Raw genomic sequence first — 24,007 nt, forward strand, 5'->3', positions numbered from 1 at the left:
CGCAGCGAGGCCAGGTGCTCCACCGGCTGGTGGGTCGGGCCGTCCTCGCCGAGACCGATCGAGTCGTGTGTCCACACGTACGTCACCGGCAGGTGCATCAGCGCCGACAGCCGGACCGCGTTGCGCATGTAGTCGGAGAACACCAGGAAGGTGCCGCCGTAGATGCGCGTGTTGCCGTGCAGCGCGATGCCGTTCATCTCGGCGGCCATCGCGTGCTCACGGATACCGAAGTGGATCGTGCGGCCGTACGGGTCGGCCTCCGGCAGCGGATTGCCCTTCGGCAGGAACGACGACGTCTTGTCGATCGTCGTGTTGTTGGAGCCCGCCAGGTCGGCCGAACCGCCCCACAGCTCCGGGATGACCCCGCCCAGCGCCTGGAGGACCTTGCCGGACGCGGCACGCGTCGCGACGCCCTTGCCCGCCTCGAAGACCGGGAGCTTCTCCTCCCAGCCCTTCGGCAGCTCGCCCGCGGCGATCCGGTCGAACTCGGCGGCGCGCTCCGCGTTGGCGGCGCGCCACTCCTGGAGGTCCTTCTCCCAGGCGGCGCGGGCCTCACGGCCACGGTCCAGGGCGCGGCGCGTGTGCGCGATGACCTCGTCCGAGACCTCGAAGGTCTGCTCCGGGTCGAAGCCCAGGACGCGCTTGGTGGCCGCCACCTCCTCGTCGCCCAGCGCGGAGCCGTGCGACGCCTCGGTGTTCTGCGCGTTCGGCGCCGGCCAGGCGATGATCGAGCGCATCGCGATGAACGACGGGCGCTCCGTCTCCGCCTTGGCGGCCTGGATCGCCGCGTACAGGGCGGCCGGGTCGAGGTCGCCGTTCTCCTGCTGCTCGACACGCTGCACGTGCCAGCCGTACGACTCGTACCGCTTCAGCGTGTCCTCGGAGACGGCCGTCTCGGTGTCGCCCTCGATCGAGATGTGGTTGTCGTCCCACAGCATGATCAGGTTGCCGAGCTTCTGGTGCCCGGCCATCGAGGACGCCTCGGCGGCGATGCCCTCCTGGAGGCAGCCGTCACCGGCGACGACGTACACGAAGTGGTCGAACGGCGAGGTGCCCGGCGCGGCCTCGGGGTCGAACAGACCGCGCTCGTAGCGCGCGGCCATGGCCATGCCCACGGCGTTGGCCACACCCTGGCCCAGCGGACCGGTCGTCGTCTCGACGCCCTTCGTGTGCCCGTACTCCGGGTGGCCCGGCGTCTTCGAACCCCAGGTGCGGAACGCCTTCAGATCGTCCAGCTCCAGGCCGAACCCGGCCAGGTACAGCTGCGTGTACAGCGTCAGCGACGAGTGGCCCGCGGACAGCACGAACCGGTCGCGGCCGGTCCAGTCCGGGTCCGCCGGGTCGTGGCGCATCACCTTCTGGAAGAGCGTGTACGCCGCGGGGGCCAGGCTCATGGCCGTACCAGGATGGCCGTTGCCGACCTTCTGTACGGCGTCCGCTGCCAGGACACGGGCGGTGTCTACGGCACGCTGGTCCAATGCGGTCCACTCGAGGTCTGTGGTGGTCGGCTTGGTGCTCACCCTCGGTCAGGGCTCCTCTCCACATGTCGCATGCCGATGACGTCGGTCGCACCGGCCGCTGTCGAGCCTATCCCGTCATGAGGCCCGATTTTCCGGCTCGTCAGCGGGTCCCGCCACCTGTGACGGCCGCCGTGCACCAGGTGTATACGAGGACGCTCATTCGATCGCTCATCCGACGGTCATCGCCCCGGTTCCCGCTCATCCGAGCGCTCGTCCGAGAGGGGGTACCGCCCGTCTGCGCCCCCTCGGCCCACGGCCTCCGCCCGGGCCTCCGACCACCGCACTCGGGGGCCCGGTCAACACGACGGACCCCCGCGAAGGACGACGTATGGGCAACGTCTAAAGTGGCGTGGTACGCGCGAGCCTTTACCGGCCCTTCACGTCGACTCCTTCACGTCATGGGCGGGCTCGCAGGGATGTCTCTGTCAGGGGTGTGCGTGACGGCCGTCGAATCCCGTCCAGCGGGTGTGCTCGGACCGAACCCGGTCCATAGGCCATTCGGGGCCCGCGCGAAGGCGTTCGTGGCGCTGACCAAGCCGCGGATCATCGAACTGCTGCTGATCACGACGGTGCCGGTGATGTTCCTCGCGGAACAGGGCGTCCCGGATCTGTGGCTGGTGCTCCACACGTGCTTCGCCGGCTACCTCTCGGCGGGCGGCGCCAACGCGCTCAACATGTACATCGACCGGGACATCGACGCGCTGATGGACCGCACCTCCCAGCGCCCGCTGGTCACCGGCATGGTCTCGCCCCGCGAGGGCCTGGTCTTCGGCCTCGGCCTCGGCGTGCTCTCCACGCTCTGGTTCGGCCTGTTCGTCAACTGGCTGTCGGCCTGGCTCGCGCTCGGCGCGCTGCTCTTCTACGTCGTCGTCTACACGATGATCCTCAAGCGGCGGACCGCGCAGAACATCGTGTGGGGCGGCATCGCCGGCTGTATGCCGGTCCTGATCGGCTGGTCGTCCGTCACGAACTCCATGTCGTGGGCCGCGGTCATCCTCTTCCTCGTCATCTTCTTCTGGACGCCGCCGCACTACTGGCCCCTGTCCATGCGCGTGAAGGAGGACTACGCGCGCGTGGGCGTGCCGATGCTGCCGGTCGTCGCCTCCAACAAGGTCGTGGCGCGCCAGATCGTCCTCTACAGCTGGGTCATGGTCGGCGTCTCGCTGCTGCTCCAGCCGCTCGGCTACACCGGCTGGTTCTACACGGCCGTGGCGCTCGTCACCGGCGGCTGGTGGCTGTGGGAGGCGCACGCCCTGCAGCACCGCGCCCGCAGCGGCGAGACCGGCGCCAAGCTGAAGGAGATGCGGCTCTTCCACTGGTCCATCACGTATGTGTCGCTGCTCTTCGTGGCGGTGGCGGTGGACCCCTTCCTCCGCTAGCCGACTCCGGGACCGCCTCACGGGCGGGTCACGTGGCCAAGGCCACGCGGCCCGCCCGTCGCACGTTGATCTACTCGGAAGTAGCATCCTGTTCATGGCAGACACCACCAAGCACGCAGAGCGCACGGCGGCCAAGCTCGCCAAGCAGATCCAGGCGTTCGCCCGGAAGCACGGCGGCGCCGAGGGCCAGCTCGCCTACATCGGGCAGGCCGGCACCCGCATCGTGCTGGTCGGCGCGGACGGCGGCTGGGGCGACCTCGTCGCGCCGAACCAGGAGATCGCGCAGGGCGCCGCCGAGAAGGCAGGCCTCACGCTGCACGAGTCCTTCGACGGCGAGTTCGCCGCGAAGGTCCGCACGGGACCGTACGAGTGGAGCCGTATGGCCGGCATCCAGCTCGGCGGCCCGTCCGACAAGTAGGACAGCACCGAGAAATCGATCAACTGAGGCAGCACCTCATCCGGGGGTCACCCGTTAGGACGTGTGGAAGCCGTCGCGTCCTCCGAGGGAGCCCTCGCAATGATCGACACCCCGACGTTGGTGGACCAGTACTGCCACGGGGTGCTCCGCACGGAGCTGGGCCTCGGCACCTTCGAGGCGCAGCTCGCGCCGGCCGGCACCATGGGACCGCCCGCCTCGGGCACGACCTTCTTCGACACCCAGACCGGTTTCGCGGTACGCCGCTGGTGCCCGCCCCTGCTCGGCCTGGAGCCGCACTGCCCGCCCGCCCGCTACCTGGCCCGGCGCCGCGAACTCGGCGCCCCCGAGGCGGCCCGGCGGCTGCTGCGGGCCACCGGTGTCTCCACGTACCTCGTGGACACCGCACCGCCCGGCGACCTGACCGGCCCCGGCGAGATCGCCGCGGCGGGCGGCGCCGACGCCCGCGAGATCGTCCGCCTCGAACCCCTCGCGGTACAGGTCGCCGACACATCGGGCACCGTCGACGGGCTCCTCGCCAACCTCGCCGAAGCCGTGCACGGCGCCGCCTCGTCCGCCGTCGCGTTCGCCTCCGCGCAGGCCGTACGGCACGGCCTCGCGTACGGCGCCGACCCGCCGGGCCCCGGCGAGGTGCGGGGCGCGGCGGGTCGCTGGCTGGCCCGCCGCCGGGCGGGCGACGGGCTCAGGGACCCGGTCCTGCTGCGGCACCTGCTGTGGATCGCGGTCGCCTGCGGCCGGCCGCTCCAGCTGCACGCGGGCGGCGACGACCCGATGCCGCTCGGCGCCTTCGCGGCCGCCACCGCCGGGCTCGGCACCGACCTGGTGATCCTCGGCGGCTACCCGTACCACCGGCAGGCCGCGCACCTCACGAGCGTGTTCCCGCATGTGTACGCCGACGTGGGCACCGCCCTGGCCCGTACCGGCGCCCGCGCCACGGCCGTGCTGGCCGAGACGCTTGAGCCGGCGCCCTTCGGCAAGCTGTTGTTCTCCAGCGGGGCCCGCGGGCTGCCCGAGCTGCACGTGGTGGCCGCGCACGCGTTCCGCGAGGCGGCGACCCGCGTGCTGGCCGACTGGACCGCGACGGGCGCCTGGTCCCGTACGGACGCGCAACGCGTCGCCACGATGATCGCCGCGGGCAACGCACGCCGCGTGTACGGCCTGCCGTAGCCGCCTGGGCGCGCCGCACCCCAGGCGTCCCGCGCCCGGGCGGGCCGTTAGGCGCTCGCCGCCACCGCCGGGTCGCCCGCCTGCGTCGGCACCGGGGCGGGCGCCGGTGTGTGCGGCCGCTCGCGCATGCTGAGCGCGAGACGCAGCACCGCGATCCACAGCAGCGACGACCCGAGCATGTGGGCACCGACCAGGATCTCCGGCACACCCGTGAAGTACTGCAGGTAGCCGAGGCCGCCCTGCGCCAGCAGCACGAGCAGCAGGTCCCGCGTACGCGCCCGGATGTCGTCCGGGGCGTCCACCACGCGCAGCACGAAGAACAGGGCGACCGCCAGCACGCACACCACCCACGCGAACAGCGCGTGGACCTGCGCGGCCGACGCGTAGTCGAACGGCATACGCGGCACGTCACTGCTGTCGCCCGCGTGCTTGCCCGAGCCGGTCACCCCCGTACCGGCCACGATGAGCAGCCCCGACACCACGACCAGCGCCCAGCCCAGCTTCCGCACCGGCCCCGGGACACGCGGGCGGGCGGCGGCGTCCCCCTCGCCGGCCCGCACCCACGTGATGGTCGTCACCGTCAGCAGCGCGTTGGCCGCGACGAAGTGCCCGGCCACCGTCCACGGGTTCAGCCCGGTCCACACGGTGATGCCGCCGATCACGGCGTTGCTCATCACGATCCAGAACTGCAGCCACCCCAGCCGGCTCAGCCCCCGCCGCCACGGCTTGGTGGAACGTGCCGCGACGATCGCCCACCCGACGGCCGCCGACAGGACGTACGTCAGCAGCCGGTTGCCGAACTCGATCGCGCCGTGCAGACCCTGCTCGGGCGTGGCGAACAGGCTGTCGTCGGTGCACTTCGGCCAGGTGTCGCAGCCGAGACCGGAGCCGGTCAGCCGGACGGCGCCGCCGGTGACGATGATGACGACGGTCATCAGGACGGCGGCCAGCGTGGCGCGCCGGAGCGTCCTGGGGGAGGGCGTCCAGCGCCGGGCAATAAAGGCGAGGGGGGTCAACACGGCCCTTATCGTAGGCGGCCGCTTGTGCATCCGTTCACGAGGGTCCCCCTCTCCCCGGACCCCGCGGGCGGCTACTCCCAGCGGAAGAACCGCGCCGCCGCGCCCAGCCCCGCGGCCGCCCACACGGTGAGGATCCCGAGGTCGCCCCACGGCATCCCGGCACCGTCCTGGAGCACGTCGCGCAGCCCGCCCGACAGCGCCGAGATCGGCAGCAGCTCCAGCACGGCACGCGCCGCGTCCGGAAACTTGTCGAGCGGTACGACGACCCCGCCGCCCACGAGCAGCAGCAGGAACACCAGGTTCGCGGCGGCCAGCGTGGCCTCGGCCTTCAGCGTCCCGGCCATCAGCAGCCCGAGCCCGGAGAACGCCGCCGTACCGGCGACGAGCAGCAGCAGCACGGAGCCGGCCCCGCCGTCCGGCGACCAGCCGAGCGCCAGGGCGATTCCGGTGAGCAGCGCGATCTGGAGCACCTCGGTGACCAGCACCGACAGCGTCTTGGCGGTCATCAGCCCCCAGCGCGGCAGCGGCGAGGCGCCCAGCCGCTTGAGCACCCCGTACCGGCGCTCGAACCCCGTCGCGATGGCCTGCCCGGTGAAGGCGGTCGACATCACGGCGAGCGCCAGCACACCCGGCGCCAGGAAGTCCACGGCCGCACCGCTGCCCGTGTCGACGATGTCGACCGTCGAGAACAGCACCAGCAGCAGCGAGGGGATGACGACGGTCAGCAGCAACTGCTCGCCGTTGCGCAGCAGCATCCGGGTCTCCAGCGCTGCCTGCGCGGCGATCATCCGCCCGACCGGCGCGGCGCCCGGCTTCGGCGCGTACCGACCCGTGCCCGTGTCCGTGCCTGTGCCCGTGCCCGTACTCGTCCGTGCACTCATCCGCGCAGCTCCCTGCCTGTGAGCTCCAAGAAGACGTCTTCCAGCGTGTGGCGCTCCACCGCGATCCGGTCCGGCATCACGCCGTGCTGGGCGCACCACGTGGTGACCGTGGCGAGCAGCTGCGGGTCGACCGCGCCGCGGATGCGGTACGCGCCGGGGGCGACCTCGGCGGCCGCCGTGCCGTCCGGGAGGGCCTTCAGCAGGGACCCCAGGTCGAGCCCGGGGCGGCCGCCGAAGCGCAGGGAGTTCTCGGCGCCGCCGCGGCACAGCTCGTCGGGGCTGCCCTGGGCGGCGACCCGGCCCGCGTCGATGATCGCCACGTCGTCGGCGAGCTGCTCGGCCTCGTCCATGAAGTGGGTGGTGAGGACGACGGTCACACCGTCGGCGCGCAGCTCGCGCACCAGGTCCCAGGTGGCGCGGCGGGCCTGCGGGTCGAGGCCCGCGGTCGGCTCGTCCAGGAACACCAGCTCGGGCCGGCCGACCACCGCCATCGCCAGGGCCAGGCGCTGCTGCTGGCCGCCGGACAGGCGCCGGTAGGCGGTCCGGCCGCAGGAGCCGAGGCCGAGGCGGTCGATGAGGGCGTCCACGTCCAGCGGGTGCGCGTGCAGCTTCGCCATGTGGCGGAGCATCTCGTCGGCGCGGGCCCCGGAATAGACGCCGCCCGACTGGAGCATCACGCCGATGCGCGGGCGCAGCTCGGGGGCCTGCCGCCGCGGGTCGAGACCCAGGACGCTGACCGTGCCGGCGTCCGGCTTCCGATAGCCCTCGCAGGTCTCGACGGTGGTGGTTTTGCCGGCCCCGTTGGGGCCGAGCACGGCGGTGACGGTGCCGGCGCGGACGTCGAGGTCGAGCCCGTCCACGGCGGTCTTCGTCCCGTACCGCTTGACCAGGCCGCGTACCCGGACGGCGGACTCGTTTCGCATGGCAACGAAGTCTAGAGAGCCGCCGGACCCCTCCGCGCCGCGGGTCTCGGAGGGCCGCGGTACGGGGCGTCCAATGATCGTTTCCGCAGGTCAGGTTAGGTTTCCCTAAGTGATGCACGGCACCGTCGGGTGATCCCGACGCGGCTTGTCACTCTCTCGTGAATTACGCAACAATGGCGTTGTGAAAAACGTCGGTGTGACCTCCGCAGCCTCCGGGGAGGAGCTCGCGACCGGGGAGCGTTCCACACGCAACCGGGTCGCGCGGTCCATCCTGGACCACGGTCCGTCCACCGTCGCGGAGCTCGCCCAGCGGCTCGGCCTCACCCAGGCGGCCGTGCGCCGGCACCTCGACGCACTCGTCGCCGACGACGTGGTCGCCCCGCGTGAACAGCGCGTCTACGGGGCGCGCACACGAGGCCGCCCCGCCAAGGTCTTCGCGCTCACCGACTGCGGCCGGGACGCCTTCGACCAGTCGTACGACTCACTCGCCGTGGACGCCCTGCGCTGGATCGAGCAGAACGCCGGAGGCGAGGCCGCCGTCGCGGCCTTCGCCCGCGACCGGGTCGAGGCCCAGGCGGAGGCGTACCGTGAGGCTGTCGAGGCGGCACCGCCGGAGCAACGCGCCGAGGCGCTCGCCAAGGCCCTGAGCGCCGACGGGTACGCTGCGACGGCACGCAAGGCACCCGCCGGGCAGGTGGGGCAGCAGCTCTGCCAGCACCACTGCCCGGTCGCCCACGTCGCGGAGCGCTACCCGCAGCTCTGCGAGGCGGAGACGGAGATCTTCTCCCGTCTCCTCGGCACCCACGTCCAGCGCCTGGCCACCATCGCGCACGGCGACGGGGTCTGCACGACGTTCATTCCGCACGGCGACGCCGAACGCCGAAAACACTCGAAGACCCCGAAGACCCCGAAGACCACCCCTTCATCAGCATCCGCAAGCACGGCCGGGAGGAACCCCGCATGACCACCGAGATCAGCCACCCCGAGCTCGAGGGCCTGGGTCGGTACGAGTACGGCTGGGCCGACTCCGACACGGCCGGTGCCAGCGCCCGGCGCGGTCTCAACGAGGACGTCGTCCGCGACATCTCCGCGAAGAAGAACGAGCCGGAGTGGATGCTGAAGCTGCGGCTGAAGGGTCTGCGCCTGTTCGACAAGAAGCCCATGCCGACCTGGGGCTCCGACCTCTCCGGCATCGACTTCGACAACATCAAGTACTTCGTCCGGTCCACCGAGAAGCAGGCCGAGTCCTGGGAGGACCTGCCCGAGGACATCAAGAACACGTACGACAAGCTCGGCATCCCCGAGGCGGAGAAGCAGCGCCTCGTCGCCGGTGTCGCGGCCCAGTACGAGTCCGAGGTCGTGTACCACCAGATCCGTGAGGACCTGGAGAGCCAGGGCGTCATCTTCCTCGACACGGACACCGCGCTGAAGGAGCACCCGGAGCTCTTCCAGGAGTACTTCGGCACGGTCATCCCGGTCGGCGACAACAAGTTCGCCTCGCTGAACACGGCCGTGTGGTCCGGCGGCTCCTTCATCTACGTGCCGAAGGGCGTGCACGTCGACATCCCGCTCCAGGCCTACTTCCGGATCAACACCGAGAACATGGGCCAGTTCGAGCGGACGCTGATCATCGTCGACGAGGACGCCTACGTCCACTACGTCGAGGGCTGCACCGCGCCGATCTACTCGTCCGACTCGCTGCACAGCGCCGTCGTCGAGATCATCGTCAAGAAGGGCGCGCGCTGCCGCTACACGACCATCCAGAACTGGTCGAACAACGTCTACAACCTGGTCACCAAGCGTGCCGTGGCCTACGAGGGCGCGACCATGGAGTGGGTCGACGGCAACATCGGCTCCAAGGTCACCATGAAGTACCCGGCCGTCTACCTGATGGGCGAGCACGCCAAGGGCGAGACCCTGTCCATCGCCTTCGCGGGCGAGGGCCAGCACCAGGACGCCGGCGCCAAGATGGTCCACATGGCCCCGAACACCTCCTCCAACATCGTCTCCAAGTCGGTGGCGCGAGGCGGCGGCCGCACCTCCTACCGCGGCCTCATCGAGATCGGCGAGGGCGCCCCGGGCTCCAAGTCCAACGTGCTCTGCGACGCCCTGCTCGTCGACACGATCTCCCGCTCCGACACGTACCCGTACGTCGACGTGCGCGAGGACGACGTGTCCATGGGCCACGAGGCGACCGTCTCCAAGGTCTCCGAGGACCAGCTCTTCTACCTGATGAGCCGCGGCATGTCCGAGGACGAGGCCATGGCCATGATCGTGCGCGGCTTCGTCGAGCCGATCGCCAAGGAGCTGCCGATGGAGTACGCCCTGGAGCTCAACCGGCTGATCGAGCTGCAGATGGAGGGCGCGGTCGGCTAGACCGGCCGCCCGCCCGAACGACTGACGACGACGCACGCACGTAGGAAGAGAAACCACGACAGCCATGGCTGACAACATCCCGGTGGGCTCGACCACCGCCGGCTCCATCGCGGTGGCCGCGGAGTCCACCGTCGCCACCCGTATGAGCGCCCCGCCGTCCTTCGACGTCGCGGACTTCCCCGTCCCGCACGGCCGTGAGGAGGAGTGGCGGTTCACCCCGCTGGACCGCCTGCGCGGCCTGCACGACGGCACCGCCGCCGCCGCCGACGGCGAAGGCGTACGGGTGGACGTGACGGCCCCCGACGCCGTCACCGTCGAGACCGTCGGCCGCGACGACGCCCGGCTCGGCAGGGCCGGTACGCCGGTCGACCGCGTCGCCGCCCAGGCGTACTCGTCCTTCGAGAAGGCCACGGTCGTCACCGTCGCCAAGGAGGCCGTGCTCGCCGAGCCCGTCCGCATCGCCGTGCACGGCCAGGGCGGCACCTCCTTCGGCCACCTGGTCGTCGAGCTCGGCGCGTTCGCCGAGGCCGTCGTGGTCATCGACCACACCGGTGACGCCGTCCTCGCCGCCAACGTCGACTACGTGCTCGGCGACGGCGCCAAGCTGACCGTCGTCTCCGTCCAGGACTGGGACGACAAGGCCGTCCACGTCGCCCAGCACAACGCGCTGGTCGGCCGCGACGCCTCCTTCAAGTCCGTCGTCGTCACCTTCGGCGGTGACGTCGTCCGCATCCACCCGCGCGTCGAGTACGCCGGTACGGGCGGCGAGGCCGAGCTGTTCGGCCTGTACTTCACCGACGCCGGGCAGCACCAGGAGCACCGCCTCCTCGTCACCCACAACGTGCCGCACTGCAAGTCGAACGTCGCCTACAAGGGCGCCCTCCAGGGCGACGACGCGCACGCCGTGTGGATCGGCGACGTCCTCATCCAGGCGTCCGCCGAGGGCACCGACACCTACGAGCTCAACCGGAACCTCGTCCTCACCGACGGCGCCCGGGTCGACTCGGTGCCGAACCTGGAGATCGAGACCGGTGAGATCGCCGGCGCCGGCCACGCATCCGCGACCGGCCGCTTCGACGACGAGCAGCTGTTCTACCTGATGGCCCGCGGTATCCCGGAGGCCGAGGCCCGCCGCCTCGTCGTCCGCGGCTTCTTCGCCGAGCTGGTCCAGCAGATCGGCCTGGAGGACGTCGAGCAGCGGCTCATCGAGAAGATCGAGGCCGAACTGGAGGCGTCCGTCTGATGGCCTTCGTCCGCGTCTGCGGCCTGAGCGAGCTGGAGAACGACACCCCGAAGCGGGTGGAGATCGACGGCACGCCGGTCTCGGTCGTCCTCACCGAGGGCGAGGTGTTCGCGATCAACGACATCTGCTCGCACGCGAACGTCTCCCTCTCCGAGGGCGAGGTCGAGGACTGCGCCATCGAGTGCTGGCTGCACGGCTCCAGCTTCGACCTCCGTACCGGCAAGCCGTCCGGCCTTCCCGCGACGCGCCCCGTCCCCGTATACCCCGTAAAGATCGAAGGGGACGATGTGCTCGTCTCCGTCACCCAGGAGTCCTGAGTCACCCATGGCAACGCTTGAAATCCGCGACCTGCACGTCTCCGTCGAGGCCGACAACGCCACGAAGGAGATCCTCAAGGGCGTCGACCTGACCGTGAAGCAGGGCGAGACCCACGCCATCATGGGCCCCAACGGCTCCGGCAAGTCGACGCTCGCCTACTCCCTCGCCGGTCACCCCAAGTACACGATCACCGGCGGCACCGTCACCCTCGACGGCGAGGACGTCCTGGAGATGTCCGTCGACGAGCGCGCCCGCGCCGGCGTCTTCCTCGCCATGCAGTACCCGGTCGAGGTCCCCGGCGTCTCGGTCTCCAACTTCCTCCGCACCTCCGCCACCGCCATCCGCGGCGAGGCCCCCAAGCTGCGCACCTGGGTCAAGGAGGTCAAGGAGGCCATGGAGCGCCTCAACATGGACCCCTCCTTCGCCGAGCGCAACGTGAACGAGGGCTTCTCCGGCGGTGAGAAGAAGCGCCACGAGATCCTCCAGCTGGAGCTCCTCAAGCCGAAGATCGCGATCCTCGACGAGACCGACTCCGGCCTCGACGTCGACGCGCTGCGCATCGTCTCCGAGGGCGTCAACCGGGTCCGCGAGACCGGCGAGGTCGGCACCCTGCTGATCACGCACTACACGCGTATCCTCCGCTACATCAAGCCGGACCACGTCCACGTCTTCTCCGCCGGCCGCATCGTGGAGTCGGGCGGCCCCGAGCTCGCCGACAAGCTGGAGGCCGAGGGATACGAGGCGTACACGAAGGGTGGCGTATCCGCGTGACACAGCTTCCGGGCCTCCTCGACACCGAGGCGATCCGCAAGGATTTCCCGATCCTGGACCGCGTCCTCCACGACGGCAAGAAGCTCGTCTACCTGGACAACGCGGCGACCTCCCAGACGCCGCGCCAGGTGCTCGACGTGCTCAACGAGTACTACGAGCAGCACAACGCCAACGTCCACCGTGGTGTGCACGTCCTCGCCGAGGAGGCCACGGAGCTGTACGAAGGCGCCCGTGACAAGGTGGCGGCCTTCATCAACGCGCCAAGCCGCGACGAGGTGATCTTCACCAAGAACGCCTCGGAGTCGCTGAACCTCGTCGCGAACATGCTGGGCTGGGCCGACGAGCCCTACCGCGTGGACGCCGAGACCGAGATCGTCATCACGGAGATGGAGCACCACTCCAACATCGTTCCGTGGCAGCTGCTGTCGCAGCGCACCGGCGCGAAGCTGAAGTGGTTCGGGCTGACCGACGACGGCCGCCTCGACCTCTCCCGTATCGACGAGATCATCACCGAGAAGACGAAGATCGTCTCCTTTGTGCTGGTCTCCAACATCCTCGGTACGTTCAACCCGGTCGAGGCCATCGTGCGCCGCGCCCAGGAGGTCGGCGCGCTCGTCCTCATCGACGCGTCGCAGGCCGCCCCGCACATGCCGCTGGACGTCCAGGCCCTCCAGGCCGACTTCGTGGCCTTCACCGGCCACAAGATGTGCGGCCCGACCGGCATCGGCGTGCTCTGGGGCCGCCAGGAGCTCCTGGAGGACCTCCCGCCGTTCCTGGGCGGCGGCGAGATGATCGAGACCGTCTCGATGAACTCGTCGACCTACGCCCCGGCGCCGCACAAGTTCGAGGCGGGCACGCCGCCGATCGCCCAGGCCGTCGGCCTCGGCGCGGCCGTGGACTACCTCACCTCGATCGGCATGGACAAGATCGCCGCTCATGAGCACGCGATCACGGAGTACGCCATCCAGCGCCTCCAGCAGGTCCCCGACCTGCGGATCATCGGCCCCACCACGGCCGAGGACCGGGGCGCCGCGATCTCCTTCACGCTCGGCGACATCCACCCCCACGACGTGGGCCAGGTGCTCGACGAGCAGGGCATCGCGGTCCGTGTCGGCCACCACTGCGCACGGCCCGTCTGCCTGCGGTACGGAATTCCTGCGACCACGCGAGCGTCGTTCTATCTGTACTCCACGCCGGCCGAGGTCGACGCCCTGGTGGACGGCCTGGAGCACGTCCGTAACTTCTTCGGATGAGGGGCTGACGCTTTCGTGAAGCTGGATTCGATGTACCAGGACGTCATCCTGGACCACTACAAGCACCCGCACGGGCGGGGCTTGCGGGACGGTGACGCCGAGGTGCACCACGTCAACCCGACGTGCGGCGACGAGATCACGCTCCGCGTGAAGTACGACGGCTCGCGCATCGCCGACGTGTCGTACGAGGGCCAGGGCTGCTCCATCAGCCAGGCCTCCGCCTCCGTGCTGAACGAGCTCCTCGTCGGCAAGGAGCTGGAGGAGGCGCGGAAGATCCAGGCGACGTTCCTGGAGCTGATGCAGTCCAAGGGCCGGATAGAGCCGGACGACGCGATGGAGGACCTCCTGGAGGACGCGGTCGCGTTCGCCGGGGTCTCCAAGTACCCGGCCCGGGTGAAGTGCGCGCTGCTGAGCTGGATGGCGTGGAAGGACGCGACGGCCCAGGCACTGGGCGAGGAGAAGACGGCATGAGCGAGAACGAGACGGCGGCGCTGAAGCCCGCCACCGAGGACGAGGTCCGCGAGGCGCTGTACGACGTGGTCGACCCCGAGCTGGGTATCGACGTCGTCAACCTCGGCCTCATCTACGGCATCCACATCGACGACTCCAACGTCGCCACCCTGGACATGACGCTCACGTCGGCGGCCTGCCCGCTCACGGACGTCATCGAGGACCAGGCGAAGTCGGCGACGGACGGCATCGTCAACGACCTGAAGATCAACTGGGTCTGGATGCCGCCGTGGGGCCCGGACAAGATCACGGACGACGGGCGCGAGCAGCTGCGCGCGCTGGGCTTCAACGTCTGAGGTACGTCGAATCCTGATCCGCGCGTGATCCGCACGTGTGACGGCCATGCCCGCCGGGGCGAACCCGGCGGGCATGGCCGTCTCCGCATGTGTGCGCCTACGCGTACGGGCCGTGCGGACCGTGCGGGCCCGGCGGCCCGTGCGGGCCGTACTGGGGCGGGACGTACGGCAGCGGGGGCTGCGGGATCTCGACACCGGCGGCCTCGGCCAGCGCGGGCGCGAGGTTCTCCGTACGGATCCGCCGGTCGACGTACAGCAGGGCGCTGACCAGCGGCGGGTACAGGGCTGTCACCGTCTGGCTGAGCACCTGCGAGATCAGCCCGAAGCCGAACGACGCGGTCAGGTACGCGAGGATCATCTCCGGGGACGGAGGCCCGAGCGTCGGCGGCGCGGCGGCCGGCAGCAGGTTGAGCATATGGATCGGCAGCTCCAGCACGAAGGAGATGGCCGCCGTGATCAGCCAGGCCAGGAGCGAGATGCCGAAGACACGCCACCAGTCGCCGTGCACCAGTCGCGACGAGCGGCGCAGGGCGGCGATGGTGCCCAGGTTCTCGAACACCACGGCAGCGGAGGCGAGGGAGAACTTCACCCACAGCCAGACGGCCGCGACCATCCCGCCGAGGCCGCCGAGCAGGGCGATCGGGATCACCCAGGTGGGCGGCTGGAAGGCCTCCGTACCGGACATCCCGACGAACACCGACATGACCGTGGCGAGGAAGCCCACCATCAGCAGCAGCACCGGCAGCAGCGCGATCAGCCCGGTGATCAGGATCACCCCGAGCACCGCCCACACCCGCGACCAGGCGTGGCGCCACACGGTGCCGAACGGCACGGACCGGCCGATGGCCTCACCGCGCAGCACGACCGCTCCGGCCGCCTGGAGCAGGGACGTGGCGACGAACATCGCCAGCCACGCACCCACGAAGATCACGACGAACGTCACGATCAGCGGCACGACGACGTCCGGGTCGGGCTCCCGCCGGCCCTCGAAGAGGTCCGTGAGCACTTCCTCGAAAGACAGGTAGCCCACCGTGAGCGCCCCGACGACCAGCAACGCGACCACGCCGAACGCGATGAGCGAGAGCCCCAGCAGCTGCTTCCACGCCCGCCCGAGGGTGTGGAACGCCCCGCCGATGATGTCGCCCACGCCGAGCGGCCCGAGCGGGATGACACCCGGCTTCGGCGGGGCGTAGGCGGCCGCCCAGCCCCCCGGCCCGTAGCCGTAGGGTCCGTACGGCCCGGGCGGCGGCCCCGGCGGAGGCCCGTTCGGCGGGCCGCTCGGCGGCCCGGGCGGTCCCTGGCCCTGCGGCGGTCCCCACCCCATGTCGTGCGTCATACGTACTGCTCCTGGTGTTCGAATCCCCCGGTGACCGGGACACCGTAGTCGCCACCCCGGGCTGCGTGAACCGGTGGGGGGCCTGCGACCCCGAGCGGCTGCCGAAGGCAGGCGGACCGGTGCATGAGACCGGTTCGCCCCGGTGGCGGTCCGCCGGTTAGGTTCGGGGCATGACTTCTGCACCTCGTACCACCGGAGCCGTCGCCGCCGGACTCGCCACCATCGCCGGTGACGGCACCGTTCTCGACACCTGGTTCCCCGCCCCCGAGCTCGTCGAGGCGCCCGGGCCGGCCGGGACCGAGCGGCTCACGCCCGACGAGGCCGTGAACCTCCTGGGCGACGGCGCCGCGAAGGCCCTCGGCGTGGACGCCCGCCGCGGCGTCGAGGTCGTCGCCGTCCGCACCGTGATCTCCTCGCTGGACGACAAGCCGCTCGACACGCACGACACGTACCTGCGTCTGCACCTGCTCAGCCACCGGCTGGTCAAGCCGCACGGCCAGAACCTGGACGGCATCTTCGGGCTGCTCGCCAACGTGGCGTGGACCAGCCTCGGCCCCGTCGCCGTCGACGACGTCGAGAGGGTCCGCCTCAACGCCCGCGCCGACGGCCTGCACCTCCAGGTGACGAGTGTGGACAAGTTCCCGCGGATGACGGACTACGTCGCCCCCAAGGGCGTGCGCATCGCGGACGCCGACCGCGTCCGGCTCGGCGCGCACCTCGCGTCCGGCACGACCGTCATGCACGAGGGCTTCGTCAACTTCAACGCCGGCACGCTCGGCAACTCGATGGTCGAGGGCCGGATCTCCGCGGGTGTCGTCGTCGGTGACGGCTCCGACATCGGCGGCGGCGCCTCCACCATGGGCACCCTGTCGGGCGGCGGCAACGTCATCATCTCGATCGGCGAGCGCTGCCTCATCGGCGCCGAGGCGGGCGTCGGCATCGCGCTGGGCGACGAGTGCGTCGTCGAGGCCGGCCTGTACGTCACCGCAGGTACGCGCGTCACGATGCCCGACGGGCAGGTCGTCAAGGCCCGTGAGCTGTCCGGCGCGTCCAACATCCTGTTCCGCCGCAACTCGGTCACCGGCACCGTCGAGGCCCGCCCGAACAACGCGGTGTGGGGCGGCCTGAACGACATCCTGCACAGCAACGACTGACCCGCCGCACGGCCCCGTTCCGTCACCGTTCGTGTGACGCTGCGTGACCTCCGGTGCCTCCGGGCTGATTAACAGGTCGACGCAGGGTCACACGAACGGCAAGGCGAGGAACGTATATGAAGATCAGCAGGACGGTCGTGCTCACCGGGGTGCTCGCACTGGCGGGCGCCCTCTCGGCGCTCGTTCTCCCGTCCGGCGTCGCGTACGCGGACGAGGCGAACGACGGCTCGCACAACGGCCACCGCGTGGCGCTGATCAACGCCGGTCAGATCGACGACCCGATGGAGGACGTGCTGGAGCACGTCGCCGTGCTCGGACGGAACATCATCACCGGCTGATCAGTTCCTCGTACGCCTTCCGCAGCCCGTCGGCCGCCTCCCGGCCGGCGGGCTGCAGCGGTTCCCGCACCGGGCCCGCGTCCAGCAGAGCCTTGACCGTGACCGTGCCCGGCAGGCCGGACGCCATCATCAGCTCGGCGAGCGGCAGCAGCCGCTGGTTCAGCCGGGCCGCCTCCGCCGTGTCGCCCGCGTCGAACGCGTCGAGCACCGCCCGCACCGGGCCCGGCGCCACGTTCGCCACCGTACTGATGAAGCCCGCGCCGCCCACCGCGTACAGCGGCAGGTTCAGCTCCTCGCAGCCCGAGTAGTAGGCGAGCGGCGTACGGGCGATGACCTTCGTCGACCCCAGCAGGTCGTACGCGCAGTCCTTCACCGCCACGATCCTCGGATGCTCCGCGAGCCGCAGCACCGTCTCCGGCTCGATGCGCGTGCCCGTGCGGCCCGGGATGTCGTACAGGGCCAGCGGCAGTCCCGTCGCGTCCGCGACCCGGCGGAAGTGCGCCTCGACGGCGGCCTGCGGCGGGCGGCTGTAGTACGGCGGGACGGCCAGCAGGCCGTCCGCACCGGCCGCCTCCGCCTGGCGGGCCAGCTCCACCGTGTGCGCGGTGTCCGCCGTGCCGACGCCCGCGACGATCGTCACCGCCGCGCCGACCGCCTCCCGTACGGCTCTGATCAGGGCGCTCTTCTCGGCGTCCGACGTCGTCGGGGACTCCCCGGTCGTGCCGTTCAGGACGAGTCCGTCGCAGCCGCCGGCGACGAGGTCCACCGCGAGCCGCGCGGCCCGCTCCGCGTCCAGGGCCGCGCCGTCGGCCGTGAAGGGCGTGGCCATGGCGCACAGGGCGCGGCCGAAGGGCGGAGGTGTGCTGCTGTCGAAGGCCATTCCCGCAGTCTCGGCGCCCCTCTTGTCGTAGGTCTACTTAGTTCTGCTTCGGAGCGTGGTGAAGCGATGCTTAAGCGTGGCATGGGCCGCCACCGCGGGGGTACCCGGCGTGCCCCTATGTGTACGAGGAAGGGAGGCGATCCGCCGTGGCCGCAGAACCCTCGGTCGGCGAGCTGGTGAAACGCGCGTCGGAGCAGTTCTCCGACCTGGTCAGGGCCGAACTGCGCACCGCGCAGGCCGAACTCGCCCAGAAGGGCAGGCGCGCCGGTGTCGGCGGCGGCCTGCTCGGCGGCGCCACCGCCGTCGCCTACGTCGGACTCATGGCGCTGGCCGGCACCGGCGTGGCGCTGATCGCCCTGGTCCTGGAGGTGTGGGCGGCGGCCCTGATCGTGACCGGGGCGCTCTTCTTGATCGCCGGCATCCTGGCTCTCGTGGGCCGTGCCCAGGTGCGGCGCGCGGTGCCTCCGCTGCCCGAGCGGGCCATCGACGGGATGCGCTCGGACTTCGACGAGATCAGGGAGAAGGTCCACCGATGACACGGCAGACACACCCCGACCTGCTGCGCCTGGAAGCGGCGCAGAAGCGGCAGGAGCTGGCGGACACGCTCGACCAGCTCATGGCGAGGACCGATCTGCGGGCGCGCGCCGCCCAGATGGACTACCGGCCGGTGATCCTGGTGGCCGCCGCCGTGGGGGCGGCGGCGGTGGCGGCCGGGGTACTGCTGACCCTGGCGCGGCACGGAGGGCGGAACGGAGGGCGGAACGGGGGAGGGAGCAGGGGAGTGAACAGGGGAGTGAACAGCCTGCGGGCGCGATGCGAGGGGTGGTGGCGGTGAGTCGGTCGACGGCTGTCGCCCCTGCGGGGCTCTCGAAGCCGGCGGGGACCACCGGGGCGCCTCAGACGCCTCAGACACCTCAGACGGCTCGGACGGCTCGGTCTGCGAAGCCTCCGAAGGCGAAGTGGAAGCAGAAGAGGAAGCGGAAGCAGGCGCCGCTCTACCGGCCCGTCGGCCTGCTGCTCGGGCTCGCGGGCGGCGCCCTCGCGGGCGCCCTGTTCGGGCGGGTCTGGAAGGCCGTCGGGCACGGCAGCGACGCGCCCGACGCGCTCGACGAGGACCGCACCTGGCGCGAGGTCCTGCTGGCCGCCGCCCTGCAGGGTGCCATCTTCGCGGCCGTGCGGGCGGCCGTCGACCGGGGCGGTGCGGCCGGTGTGCGGCGGCTCACGGGGACGTGGCCGGTGGAGCCTTGACCTCAAGTCTGCTTGAGGTTCCAGGATGAGGGTGTCCGGCCGGACCACGGGGGTGCGGCCGGACACCCGAGGAGGCATCGCCATGTCCGTGTACGTCCAGCCCCACGCCCGCCCCGACCTGACCCGCCCCGGAGTCGGCCTCGTGAAGGCCAGTACGTGGCGCGTCGGCACCCCGGAGCGGCAGCGCGCCGCCGTCGACGCCATCGCCCGCACCTGGGAGAAGCGGGACTGGCCGGTCGACGGCCTCCTCTCGTACAGCGTCCACATCGGGGCGGACGGGGACACGCTGCTGCACTACTCGCAGTGGCGTGGCGAGGAGGACTACCAGGAACTCGTCCGCACCGAGCGCGCCGGGCGGAACGCGGAGATCGACGCGGCCGTCCCCGGCATCGAGCGCGTCGGTCTGCATGCGTACGAGCTGTACCGCAGCGGGACGCGCGGGGACGCCGACGCCCGGGTGCCCGGATGCGTGGTGACCGTGGACGTCGAGTTCGACGGGCCCGACCCGGCACGGCAACGGCACTGGGTGGACGCGGTGTTCGAGGCGCTGGACAGCGACCCGGCGCCCCACCCGGGCGGTATCTCCGGCCACTTCCATCTCGGCCTGGACGGCACCCGCGTCCTCAACTACGCCGAGTGGGAGAGCGCGGAGGCCCACGAGCGGGCCATGGCCGCGCCCGGGGACGGCATCGGGTCGCTGACGCCGCAGTGGAAGAGGGTGCAGACGTACCCGGGGCTGGTGCGCAGCACCGTACGGCGTTACGCGCCCGCGCTCAGTCTGAGCGCGGGCGCGTAACGGCCGGGCGCCTGTCGGTTGTCCGCAGGTTTTCCGCCGGGGTTACGGGCGGAAGCGAAGGACCTGCGGGTCGTGGTCGCTGTTCTGGTCCGCGAACTCGGCGTTGATGTGCACGCTGTCGTACTCGAAGCGGCGGATCGCCGGGCTGGTCAGGATCTGGTCGAGGACCTGGCTGTTGCCCTGGTAGACGTACGAGTAGCGCTCGGCGGCCGGCAGCGACGTGATCGCCGGGTACAGCACTCCGCCGTCGGTGAGGAGGCGGGTGGTCTCCGAGAACTCGAAGTCGTTGATGTCGCCGAGGACGACGACCTTCGCGTTCTTCTGGACCTTGAGCACGTCCTTGACGAAGCCGTTGACGGCCTGCGCCTGGAGGTGGCGCTCCACCTCGGAGGAACGATTCGGCGGCTGCTGGTGCGAGACGATCGACTGGTCGCCGCCCTTCGAACCGAAGTGGTTGGCGACGACGATGACGCTCTTGCCGCGGAAGAAGAACTCGCCGGCCAGCGGCTTGCGGCTGTTCTCCCAGGCGGCGTTCGCCGGGTCGATCCGGCCGGGGGAGAGGGTCAGGGACGCCTTGCCGTACCGCTTCACGACGCCGGTCGCGGTCGTCGCGTCGCCGCCCGCGCGGTCGACGAACGCCACACGCTTCGGGTTGAAGAGGAAGACCTGGCGGATGTTGCCGCCCGGCTGGCCGCCGTCCTTCCTGTCCTCCGGGTCGATGCCGCGCCACTCGTACGCCGGGCCGCCGGCCGCGACGATCGCGTCCGTGAACTTCTTCAGCGTCTGGTCGGCGGCGACGGTGCCGTCGTTCGTCGGGCCGTTGTTGTCCTGGATCTCCTCCAGGGCGACGATGTCGGGCGAGGCGAGGTTCTCGACGATGCCCTTCGCGAGCGCGTCGAACTTGGCCTGCGGGTCGCCCGGGTCCAGGTTCTCCACGTTGTACGTGGCGACCGCGAGTTCCTTGTAGTGCTGCTCGCGCGTCCGCTCGGGGCGCAGGCGGCGGTCCTCGACGGTGACGGCGGAGCGGGAGGCGAGGGTGTAGCCGCCGTACTGGTTGAAGTCCATCGGGCCCTCGGCGCCGCCGGTGAGCCGGTCGCCGACGTTCGCGTCCGGGAAAGGCTGTTGGGCGATCGGGACCAGGGACTGGACCTTCAGACGGCCGGTGTTCTGGGACTCGTACGAGCCGTAGCGGGTGCCGCCGCGCGGGGTCGGGTTCTCGTCCGGCTTCACGGTCACCCAGAGCTCGGAGTACGCGCTGGCGCCGACGACGCGGGCGTCGCCGATGCGGACGTTGGTGCCCTCCAGGGACTCGTAGTAGTCCAGGGCGTACTCCGCGGGCTTGAGGGTGAGGCCGTTGACGGAGCCGCCGGCGGCCGGGTCGCCCTCGGGCGTGTACGCGGCGGGGACGCTGCCGGCGGTGATGGCGACCGGCGCCGGGACGGCGTTGCCCGATGAGACGACCGTGACGGCCGGCTTCGAGATCTGGGTGAGGGACTGGTTGCCGGACTTGAGGCCGCCGGGGACGTACTCGGTGACCTGGCCCGACACCGTGACGGTGTCGCCGACGGCGACCGTCGGGGTGGAACGCGTGTAGACGAAGAGGCCCTCGCTGGTCGCCGGGTCGCCGTCGCCCTCCGGGTCCTGGAACCAGAAGCCCTTCGAGCCGTACGTCCGCACACCGGTGACGATGCCGGGGACGTCGGTGACCTTCTGGCCGACCAGCGGGGATATGCGCGTGGAGCCCTGGATGTCGTGGATGCGGACCGCGGCGTCGGTGAACGCGGTGCCGGTGGTTCCTGTGGTGCCGGTAGTGCCGGTGGTGCCTGTTGTCTCGGCGGCGGACGTGGTGGCTCCGGCGAGCAGACCGGCGGCCAGTGCGGTGGCCACGACGGCCGAAACGGCTGCGGTTCTCGGCAGCGAGGAAGGCATGGAACAGCTCCGAAGGGTGTCCGAAGGGCGGGAGGTGACGGGTCGTGAGAGGTGCGAGTGGCGCAAAAACGAGGGGTGGCCGCTCTACGCGCGTCAATCTCTTCGCTGAGCGGTTGCTTTGTCAAGGGTTTCCCGGTGGCCTGCGCCTGACAGGTGCATGAACCACCGGGGTTGCCCCCGAATGCGTCTACGCTGGGGGCCGCTTGGACCACCGCACGTCCTGAGGAGAGACCCTGATGTCCGGAGACCGCCCGACCCTGCCGCCGGTGCGGCTCCACGCGGACGCCGAGCTGGCCCGGGCCGCGCTGGCCGCGCCCCTGCTCGCGCGGGCCGTACGGCTCGCCCGCTGGGCCGGGCCGGAGACGCGGGTCGGGGCCGGCGGCGAACTCGTCGACGAGCAGCTCGGGGCGGCGGCGGAGGCGCTGGGGCTCACGCCGGACGAGGACGGCGAGGCGTACGCGAGTGAGGCGTGGCGGGTCGCCGTCGACACGGGCCTCGTGGTCGTTCACGACCCGGAGGTCGAGGAGGGCGCGGCGGTCGGGCCCGACGGGTCGGACGGTGCGGGCGGGGCGGCGGGCGCGGGTGCGGCTTCCGGTGTGGGTGTGGTTGCGGGTGCGGCTGTGGGTGGTGGTGCTGGTGGTGCTGTGTCCCACGGTGCCGGTGAGGAAGGCACCGTGGAAGCCGGTGACCTGCTGCCCCTGGTCACGTCCGGCACCCCGCAGGACGTCCTCGGGATCTGGCTCGACGGCCTGGAGACCGTGTTCGCCGACGCCACCGCGCCCGTACTCGACGACATCGACGACCTCGTCGGCGACGACGGCGACATCGACTTCGAGGCGCTCGACTGGGACCCCGAGGCGGAGGCCGAGTTCCTCGACGGCGTCCTCGGCAACCTCTACCTCCTGACCGTCGCGGAAGGCGGCGCGGGCGACGCCCCGGTGCCGCTGCCCGCGCTCGCCGCGTCCGTGATCGTGCCCGACGACATGGGCGAGCCCACCGACGACGTCCTGGAGCGCGTGTCGCAGGCGATGATGCGGCTCGACGACCAGTTCCGGGTGCTGGAGCCCATGGGCCTGGTCGAGTACCAGCCCGTCGACGAGGCGCTGCTGGCCGAGGGGCCCGACGAGTCCGAGGCGGCGGCCGTCGGCGACGACGAGGACGTCACCCGTTACGGGATGGTCCGGCTGACGCCCCTCGGCCTGTACGGCATCCGCAGCCGGCTGCTGGAGGCGGGTGTGGACGCGCCCGCCGTCGGTGACCTCGCGGAGGAGGGGGCCGACGTGCTGCTCGGCGCGGTGGGGCGTTTCCCGCAGGAGGCCGCGCGCGCCGAGACCGAGCAGTGGCTCGCCCGGCGGGCGCCGCTGGGGGCGGCGCGTGAACTGCTCGCCGCGGCGAAGGGGGTGGACGCCGGGTCACCCCTGCGGCGGCTCCACTGCCAGCAGGCCCTCGCCCTCGTGGGCGCCGAGGCCGAGCCCGCGGTGCGCGAGGTGCTCGACGACCCGGAGCTGGGCGGGCTCGCCCGGGTGTGGCTCGCGGAGCGGGGCGCGGCGGATGTGCCTCCGCCGCCGGAGCCGATGATCTTCTGGCTGGCCGTGGACACGATCGCCGCGCAGCTCGACGCGGAGGGGGATCTGTCCGAACTCCAGGAGCTGGTGGAGGGGTTGACGGGGCAGCACAGCGGGTTCTTCGAGGAGGCGTGGCGGGTGGATCATCCGGCTACGCCGGAGGTGCTGGAGGCGATGGGGCGGCTGCACCGCGACAAGCAGGTGGCGAAGGAGGCCCGCAAAGCCGCGTTCAAGGCCCGCTCCCGCCCCTGACGGGGCGTCAGCCCACCGGGGCCTCCGGCCCCGAACCCCGCCACGGCGGGGGCTTCGGCCCGCCCCGGGCCCGTCTGCCTCGGCGCTCTGCGTTTCCCTTCCGCCGGCCGCGGGCCCGTCCACCCGCCGCTTCGTTCCGGCGTCGCTCTTCCGCCGGTTGCGTTGCCAGCGGGGGCATCTTCCGACCCCTGGCTGCGCGCGCCGGTTGTGCTGCGGGGCGGCACGCTCGCCCGGTTCCCGCCGGTTTCGCGCGGCGCGGTGCGCCGGGCTCGTGGGTTCCGTTGTGGGGAGGTGGGTCGGCCGGTACCGCCGGTTCTGCTGTGGGGCGGTGCGTTCGCTGGCACCGCCGGTTTCGCTGTGGGCATGCGTTCTCCCCCAAGGACTTCGTCCAGGGAGGTACCCCCACCCCCAAGCACT

Annotated in this window: 24 protein-coding genes and 1 pseudogene; 18 read left to right on the top strand and 7 right to left on the bottom strand. The window is 71.4% G+C overall.

The genetic code is table 11. From position 1 onward, the window contains the following. The coding region (locus HTZ82_RS30470) for a transketolase (protein WP_175412634.1) at positions 1-1,520 on the bottom strand (1,520 nt) is incomplete at its 3' end. Positions 1,521-1,936: 416 nt separating this feature from the next. Here HTZ82_RS30470 and HTZ82_RS30475 point away from each other — a divergent pair. From HTZ82_RS30475 to HTZ82_RS30485, 3 genes are all read left to right on the top strand, one after another. After that, positions 1,937-2,899, top strand: coding sequence for a heme o synthase (locus HTZ82_RS30475; protein WP_175412635.1), 963 nt, complete (start codon positions 1,937-1,939; stop codon positions 2,897-2,899). Between the two features lie 94 nt (positions 2,900-2,993). Then, complete coding sequence (locus tag HTZ82_RS30480; RefSeq protein ID WP_175412636.1) at positions 2,994-3,317, top strand: hypothetical protein; 324 nt, start codon at positions 2,994-2,996, stop codon at positions 3,315-3,317. Between the two features lie 99 nt (positions 3,318-3,416). Then, positions 3,417-4,502, top strand: a complete 1,086-nt coding sequence (locus HTZ82_RS30485) for an amidohydrolase (protein WP_175412637.1) — start codon at positions 3,417-3,419, stop codon at positions 4,500-4,502. A 47-nt stretch (positions 4,503-4,549) separates the two neighbouring features. On the opposite strand, the gene HTZ82_RS30490 is transcribed toward HTZ82_RS30485, so the two are convergent. From HTZ82_RS30490 to HTZ82_RS30500, 3 genes are read right to left on the bottom strand one after another with little or no spacing between them, the layout of a single operon-like run. After that, positions 4,550-5,551, bottom strand: coding sequence for a heme A synthase (locus HTZ82_RS30490; protein WP_175412638.1), 1,002 nt, complete (start codon positions 5,549-5,551; stop codon positions 4,550-4,552). A 41-nt stretch (positions 5,552-5,592) separates the two neighbouring features. Continuing rightward, entirely contained in the window at positions 5,593-6,402 is an 810-nt protein-coding gene (locus tag HTZ82_RS30495; RefSeq protein ID WP_175412639.1) for an ABC transporter permease, read from the bottom strand. Then, positions 6,399-7,325: an ABC transporter ATP-binding protein gene (locus HTZ82_RS30500; protein WP_175412640.1), complete on the bottom strand. Its 927-nt coding sequence runs from the start codon at positions 7,323-7,325 to the stop codon at positions 6,399-6,401. Before HTZ82_RS30500 ends, HTZ82_RS30495 begins: the two co-directional genes overlap by 4 nt. 181 nt (positions 7,326-7,506) lie before the next feature. Here HTZ82_RS30500 and HTZ82_RS30505 point away from each other — a divergent pair, with 181 nt between their 5' ends. The 8 genes from HTZ82_RS30505 (at position 7,507) to HTZ82_RS30540 (ending at position 14,092) form a co-directional block, all read left to right on the top strand. Next, the gene (locus HTZ82_RS30505; protein ID WP_175412641.1) at positions 7,507-8,289 is read left to right on the top strand and encodes a metalloregulator ArsR/SmtB family transcription factor; all 783 of its coding nucleotides are present in this window, start codon (positions 7,507-7,509) and stop codon (positions 8,287-8,289) included. After that, positions 8,286-9,701, top strand: a complete 1,416-nt coding sequence (sufB, locus tag HTZ82_RS30510; protein ID WP_175412642.1) for a Fe-S cluster assembly protein SufB — start codon at positions 8,286-8,288, stop codon at positions 9,699-9,701. Before HTZ82_RS30505 ends, sufB begins: the two co-directional genes overlap by 4 nt. Before the next feature lie 64 nt (positions 9,702-9,765). Further along, positions 9,766-10,944, top strand: coding sequence for a Fe-S cluster assembly protein SufD (gene sufD / locus HTZ82_RS30515; protein WP_175412643.1), 1,179 nt, complete (start codon positions 9,766-9,768; stop codon positions 10,942-10,944). After that, positions 10,944-11,261 carry a bifunctional 3-phenylpropionate/cinnamic acid dioxygenase ferredoxin subunit gene (locus HTZ82_RS30520; protein ID WP_175412644.1) on the top strand — a complete coding sequence of 106 codons (318 nt, stop codon included), beginning with the start codon at positions 10,944-10,946 and terminating at the stop codon, positions 11,259-11,261. The genes sufD and HTZ82_RS30520 overlap by 1 nt, the downstream gene beginning before the upstream one ends. Positions 11,262-11,268: 7 nt before the next feature. Beyond that, on the top strand, positions 11,269-12,033 hold the full coding sequence (sufC, locus tag HTZ82_RS30525; RefSeq protein WP_175412645.1) for a Fe-S cluster assembly ATPase SufC: 765 nt from the start codon (positions 11,269-11,271) through the stop codon (positions 12,031-12,033). Then, the gene (locus tag HTZ82_RS30530) at positions 12,030-13,286 is read left to right on the top strand and encodes a cysteine desulfurase (protein ID WP_175412646.1); all 1,257 of its coding nucleotides are present in this window, start codon (positions 12,030-12,032) and stop codon (positions 13,284-13,286) included. The genes sufC and HTZ82_RS30530 overlap by 4 nt, the downstream gene beginning before the upstream one ends. A 15-nt stretch (positions 13,287-13,301) precedes the next feature. Next, positions 13,302-13,757 carry a Fe-S cluster assembly sulfur transfer protein SufU gene (gene sufU / locus HTZ82_RS30535; protein ID WP_175412647.1) on the top strand — a complete coding sequence of 152 codons (456 nt, stop codon included), beginning with the start codon at positions 13,302-13,304 and terminating at the stop codon, positions 13,755-13,757. Beyond that, on the top strand, positions 13,754-14,092 hold the full coding sequence (locus HTZ82_RS30540; RefSeq protein ID WP_175412648.1) for a metal-sulfur cluster assembly factor: 339 nt from the start codon (positions 13,754-13,756) through the stop codon (positions 14,090-14,092). The genes sufU and HTZ82_RS30540 overlap by 4 nt, the downstream gene beginning before the upstream one ends. A gap of 97 nt (positions 14,093-14,189) precedes the next feature. Here HTZ82_RS30540 and HTZ82_RS30545 read toward each other — a convergent pair whose 3' ends face one another. After that, complete coding sequence (locus tag HTZ82_RS30545; RefSeq protein WP_175412649.1) at positions 14,190-15,428, bottom strand: hypothetical protein; 1,239 nt, start codon at positions 15,426-15,428, stop codon at positions 14,190-14,192. Positions 15,429-15,598: 170 nt separating this feature from the next. Between HTZ82_RS30545 and dapD the strand changes: the two genes are divergently transcribed. Together dapD and HTZ82_RS30555 are read left to right on the top strand one after the other, a co-directional pair. Next, entirely contained in the window at positions 15,599-16,582 is a 984-nt protein-coding gene (dapD, locus tag HTZ82_RS30550) for a 2,3,4,5-tetrahydropyridine-2,6-dicarboxylate N-succinyltransferase (protein ID WP_175412650.1), read from the top strand. A 116-nt stretch (positions 16,583-16,698) separates the two neighbouring features. After that, complete coding sequence (locus HTZ82_RS30555) at positions 16,699-16,920, top strand: hypothetical protein (protein ID WP_175412651.1); 222 nt, start codon at positions 16,699-16,701, stop codon at positions 16,918-16,920. Here HTZ82_RS30555 and dapA read toward each other — a convergent pair. Continuing rightward, entirely contained in the window at positions 16,910-17,800 is an 891-nt protein-coding gene (gene dapA, locus HTZ82_RS30560) for a 4-hydroxy-tetrahydrodipicolinate synthase (protein ID WP_175412652.1), read from the bottom strand. The genes HTZ82_RS30555 and dapA overlap by 11 nt on opposite strands. A gap of 146 nt (positions 17,801-17,946) precedes the next feature. Between dapA and HTZ82_RS30565 the strand changes: the two genes are divergently transcribed. The 4 genes and pseudogenes from HTZ82_RS30565 (at position 17,947) to HTZ82_RS30580 (ending at position 19,844) form a co-directional block, all read left to right on the top strand. After that, the gene (locus HTZ82_RS30565) at positions 17,947-18,336 is read left to right on the top strand and encodes a phage holin family protein (protein ID WP_309235791.1); all 390 of its coding nucleotides are present in this window, start codon (positions 17,947-17,949) and stop codon (positions 18,334-18,336) included. Next, entirely contained in the window at positions 18,333-18,635 is a 303-nt protein-coding gene (locus HTZ82_RS30570) for a hypothetical protein (protein WP_175412654.1), read from the top strand. Before HTZ82_RS30565 ends, HTZ82_RS30570 begins: the two co-directional genes overlap by 4 nt. A 161-nt stretch (positions 18,636-18,796) precedes the next feature. Then, positions 18,797-19,048: pseudogene (locus HTZ82_RS32670) on the top strand (DUF4235 domain-containing protein); the annotation flags it as partial. An 82-nt stretch (positions 19,049-19,130) separates the two neighbouring features. Beyond that, positions 19,131-19,844, top strand: a complete 714-nt coding sequence (locus HTZ82_RS30580; RefSeq protein WP_175412656.1) for an antibiotic biosynthesis monooxygenase — start codon at positions 19,131-19,133, stop codon at positions 19,842-19,844. A 42-nt stretch (positions 19,845-19,886) separates the two neighbouring features. Here the strand turns inward: HTZ82_RS30580 and HTZ82_RS30585 are convergent, their stop codons facing one another. Further along, on the bottom strand, positions 19,887-21,773 hold the full coding sequence (locus HTZ82_RS30585; protein WP_175412657.1) for an endonuclease/exonuclease/phosphatase family protein: 1,887 nt from the start codon (positions 21,771-21,773) through the stop codon (positions 19,887-19,889). 236 nt (positions 21,774-22,009) lie between these two features. Between HTZ82_RS30585 and HTZ82_RS30590 the strand changes: the two genes are divergently transcribed. Then, positions 22,010-23,590 (top strand): hypothetical protein, encoded by a 1,581-nt coding sequence (locus HTZ82_RS30590; protein WP_175412658.1) that lies wholly within the window; start codon positions 22,010-22,012, stop codon positions 23,588-23,590. Positions 23,591-24,007 lie beyond the last annotated feature (417 nt).

Source organism: Streptomyces sp. TRM64462 (genome assembly GCF_013362995.1).
GTDB lineage: Bacteria > Actinomycetota > Actinomycetes > Streptomycetales > Streptomycetaceae > Streptomyces.

Excerpts from the sequence above, each read along its gene's own strand:
- HTZ82_RS30475 (WP_175412635.1), top strand. The coding sequence starts at position 1,937 with ATGTCTCTGTCAGGGGTGTGCGTGACGGCCGTCGAATCCCGTCCAGCG.
- HTZ82_RS30480 (WP_175412636.1), top strand. The coding sequence starts at position 2,994 with ATGGCAGACACCACCAAGCACGCAGAGCGCACGGCGGCCAAGCTCGCC.
- HTZ82_RS30485 (WP_175412637.1), top strand. The coding sequence starts at position 3,417 with ATGATCGACACCCCGACGTTGGTGGACCAGTACTGCCACGGGGTGCTC.
- HTZ82_RS30490 (WP_175412638.1), bottom strand. The coding sequence starts at position 5,551 with ATGCACAAGCGGCCGCCTACGATAAGGGCCGTGTTGACCCCCCTCGCC.
- HTZ82_RS30495 (WP_175412639.1), bottom strand. The coding sequence starts at position 6,402 with ATGAGTGCACGGACGAGTACGGGCACGGGCACAGGCACGGACACGGGC.
- HTZ82_RS30500 (WP_175412640.1), bottom strand. The coding sequence starts at position 7,325 with ATGCGAAACGAGTCCGCCGTCCGGGTACGCGGCCTGGTCAAGCGGTAC.
- sufB (WP_175412642.1), top strand. The coding sequence starts at position 8,286 with ATGACCACCGAGATCAGCCACCCCGAGCTCGAGGGCCTGGGTCGGTAC.
- sufD (WP_175412643.1), top strand. The coding sequence starts at position 9,766 with ATGGCTGACAACATCCCGGTGGGCTCGACCACCGCCGGCTCCATCGCG.
- HTZ82_RS30520 (WP_175412644.1), top strand. The coding sequence starts at position 10,944 with ATGGCCTTCGTCCGCGTCTGCGGCCTGAGCGAGCTGGAGAACGACACC.
- sufC (WP_175412645.1), top strand. The coding sequence starts at position 11,269 with ATGGCAACGCTTGAAATCCGCGACCTGCACGTCTCCGTCGAGGCCGAC.
- HTZ82_RS30540 (WP_175412648.1), top strand. The coding sequence starts at position 13,754 with ATGAGCGAGAACGAGACGGCGGCGCTGAAGCCCGCCACCGAGGACGAG.
- HTZ82_RS30545 (WP_175412649.1), bottom strand. The coding sequence starts at position 15,428 with ATGACGCACGACATGGGGTGGGGACCGCCGCAGGGCCAGGGACCGCCC.
- dapD (WP_175412650.1), top strand. The coding sequence starts at position 15,599 with ATGACTTCTGCACCTCGTACCACCGGAGCCGTCGCCGCCGGACTCGCC.
- HTZ82_RS30555 (WP_175412651.1), top strand. The coding sequence starts at position 16,699 with ATGAAGATCAGCAGGACGGTCGTGCTCACCGGGGTGCTCGCACTGGCG.
- dapA (WP_175412652.1), bottom strand. The coding sequence starts at position 17,800 with ATGGCCTTCGACAGCAGCACACCTCCGCCCTTCGGCCGCGCCCTGTGC.
- HTZ82_RS30570 (WP_175412654.1), top strand. The coding sequence starts at position 18,333 with ATGACACGGCAGACACACCCCGACCTGCTGCGCCTGGAAGCGGCGCAG.
- HTZ82_RS30580 (WP_175412656.1), top strand. The coding sequence starts at position 19,131 with ATGTCCGTGTACGTCCAGCCCCACGCCCGCCCCGACCTGACCCGCCCC.
- HTZ82_RS30585 (WP_175412657.1), bottom strand. The coding sequence starts at position 21,773 with ATGCCTTCCTCGCTGCCGAGAACCGCAGCCGTTTCGGCCGTCGTGGCC.
- HTZ82_RS30590 (WP_175412658.1), top strand. The coding sequence starts at position 22,010 with ATGTCCGGAGACCGCCCGACCCTGCCGCCGGTGCGGCTCCACGCGGAC.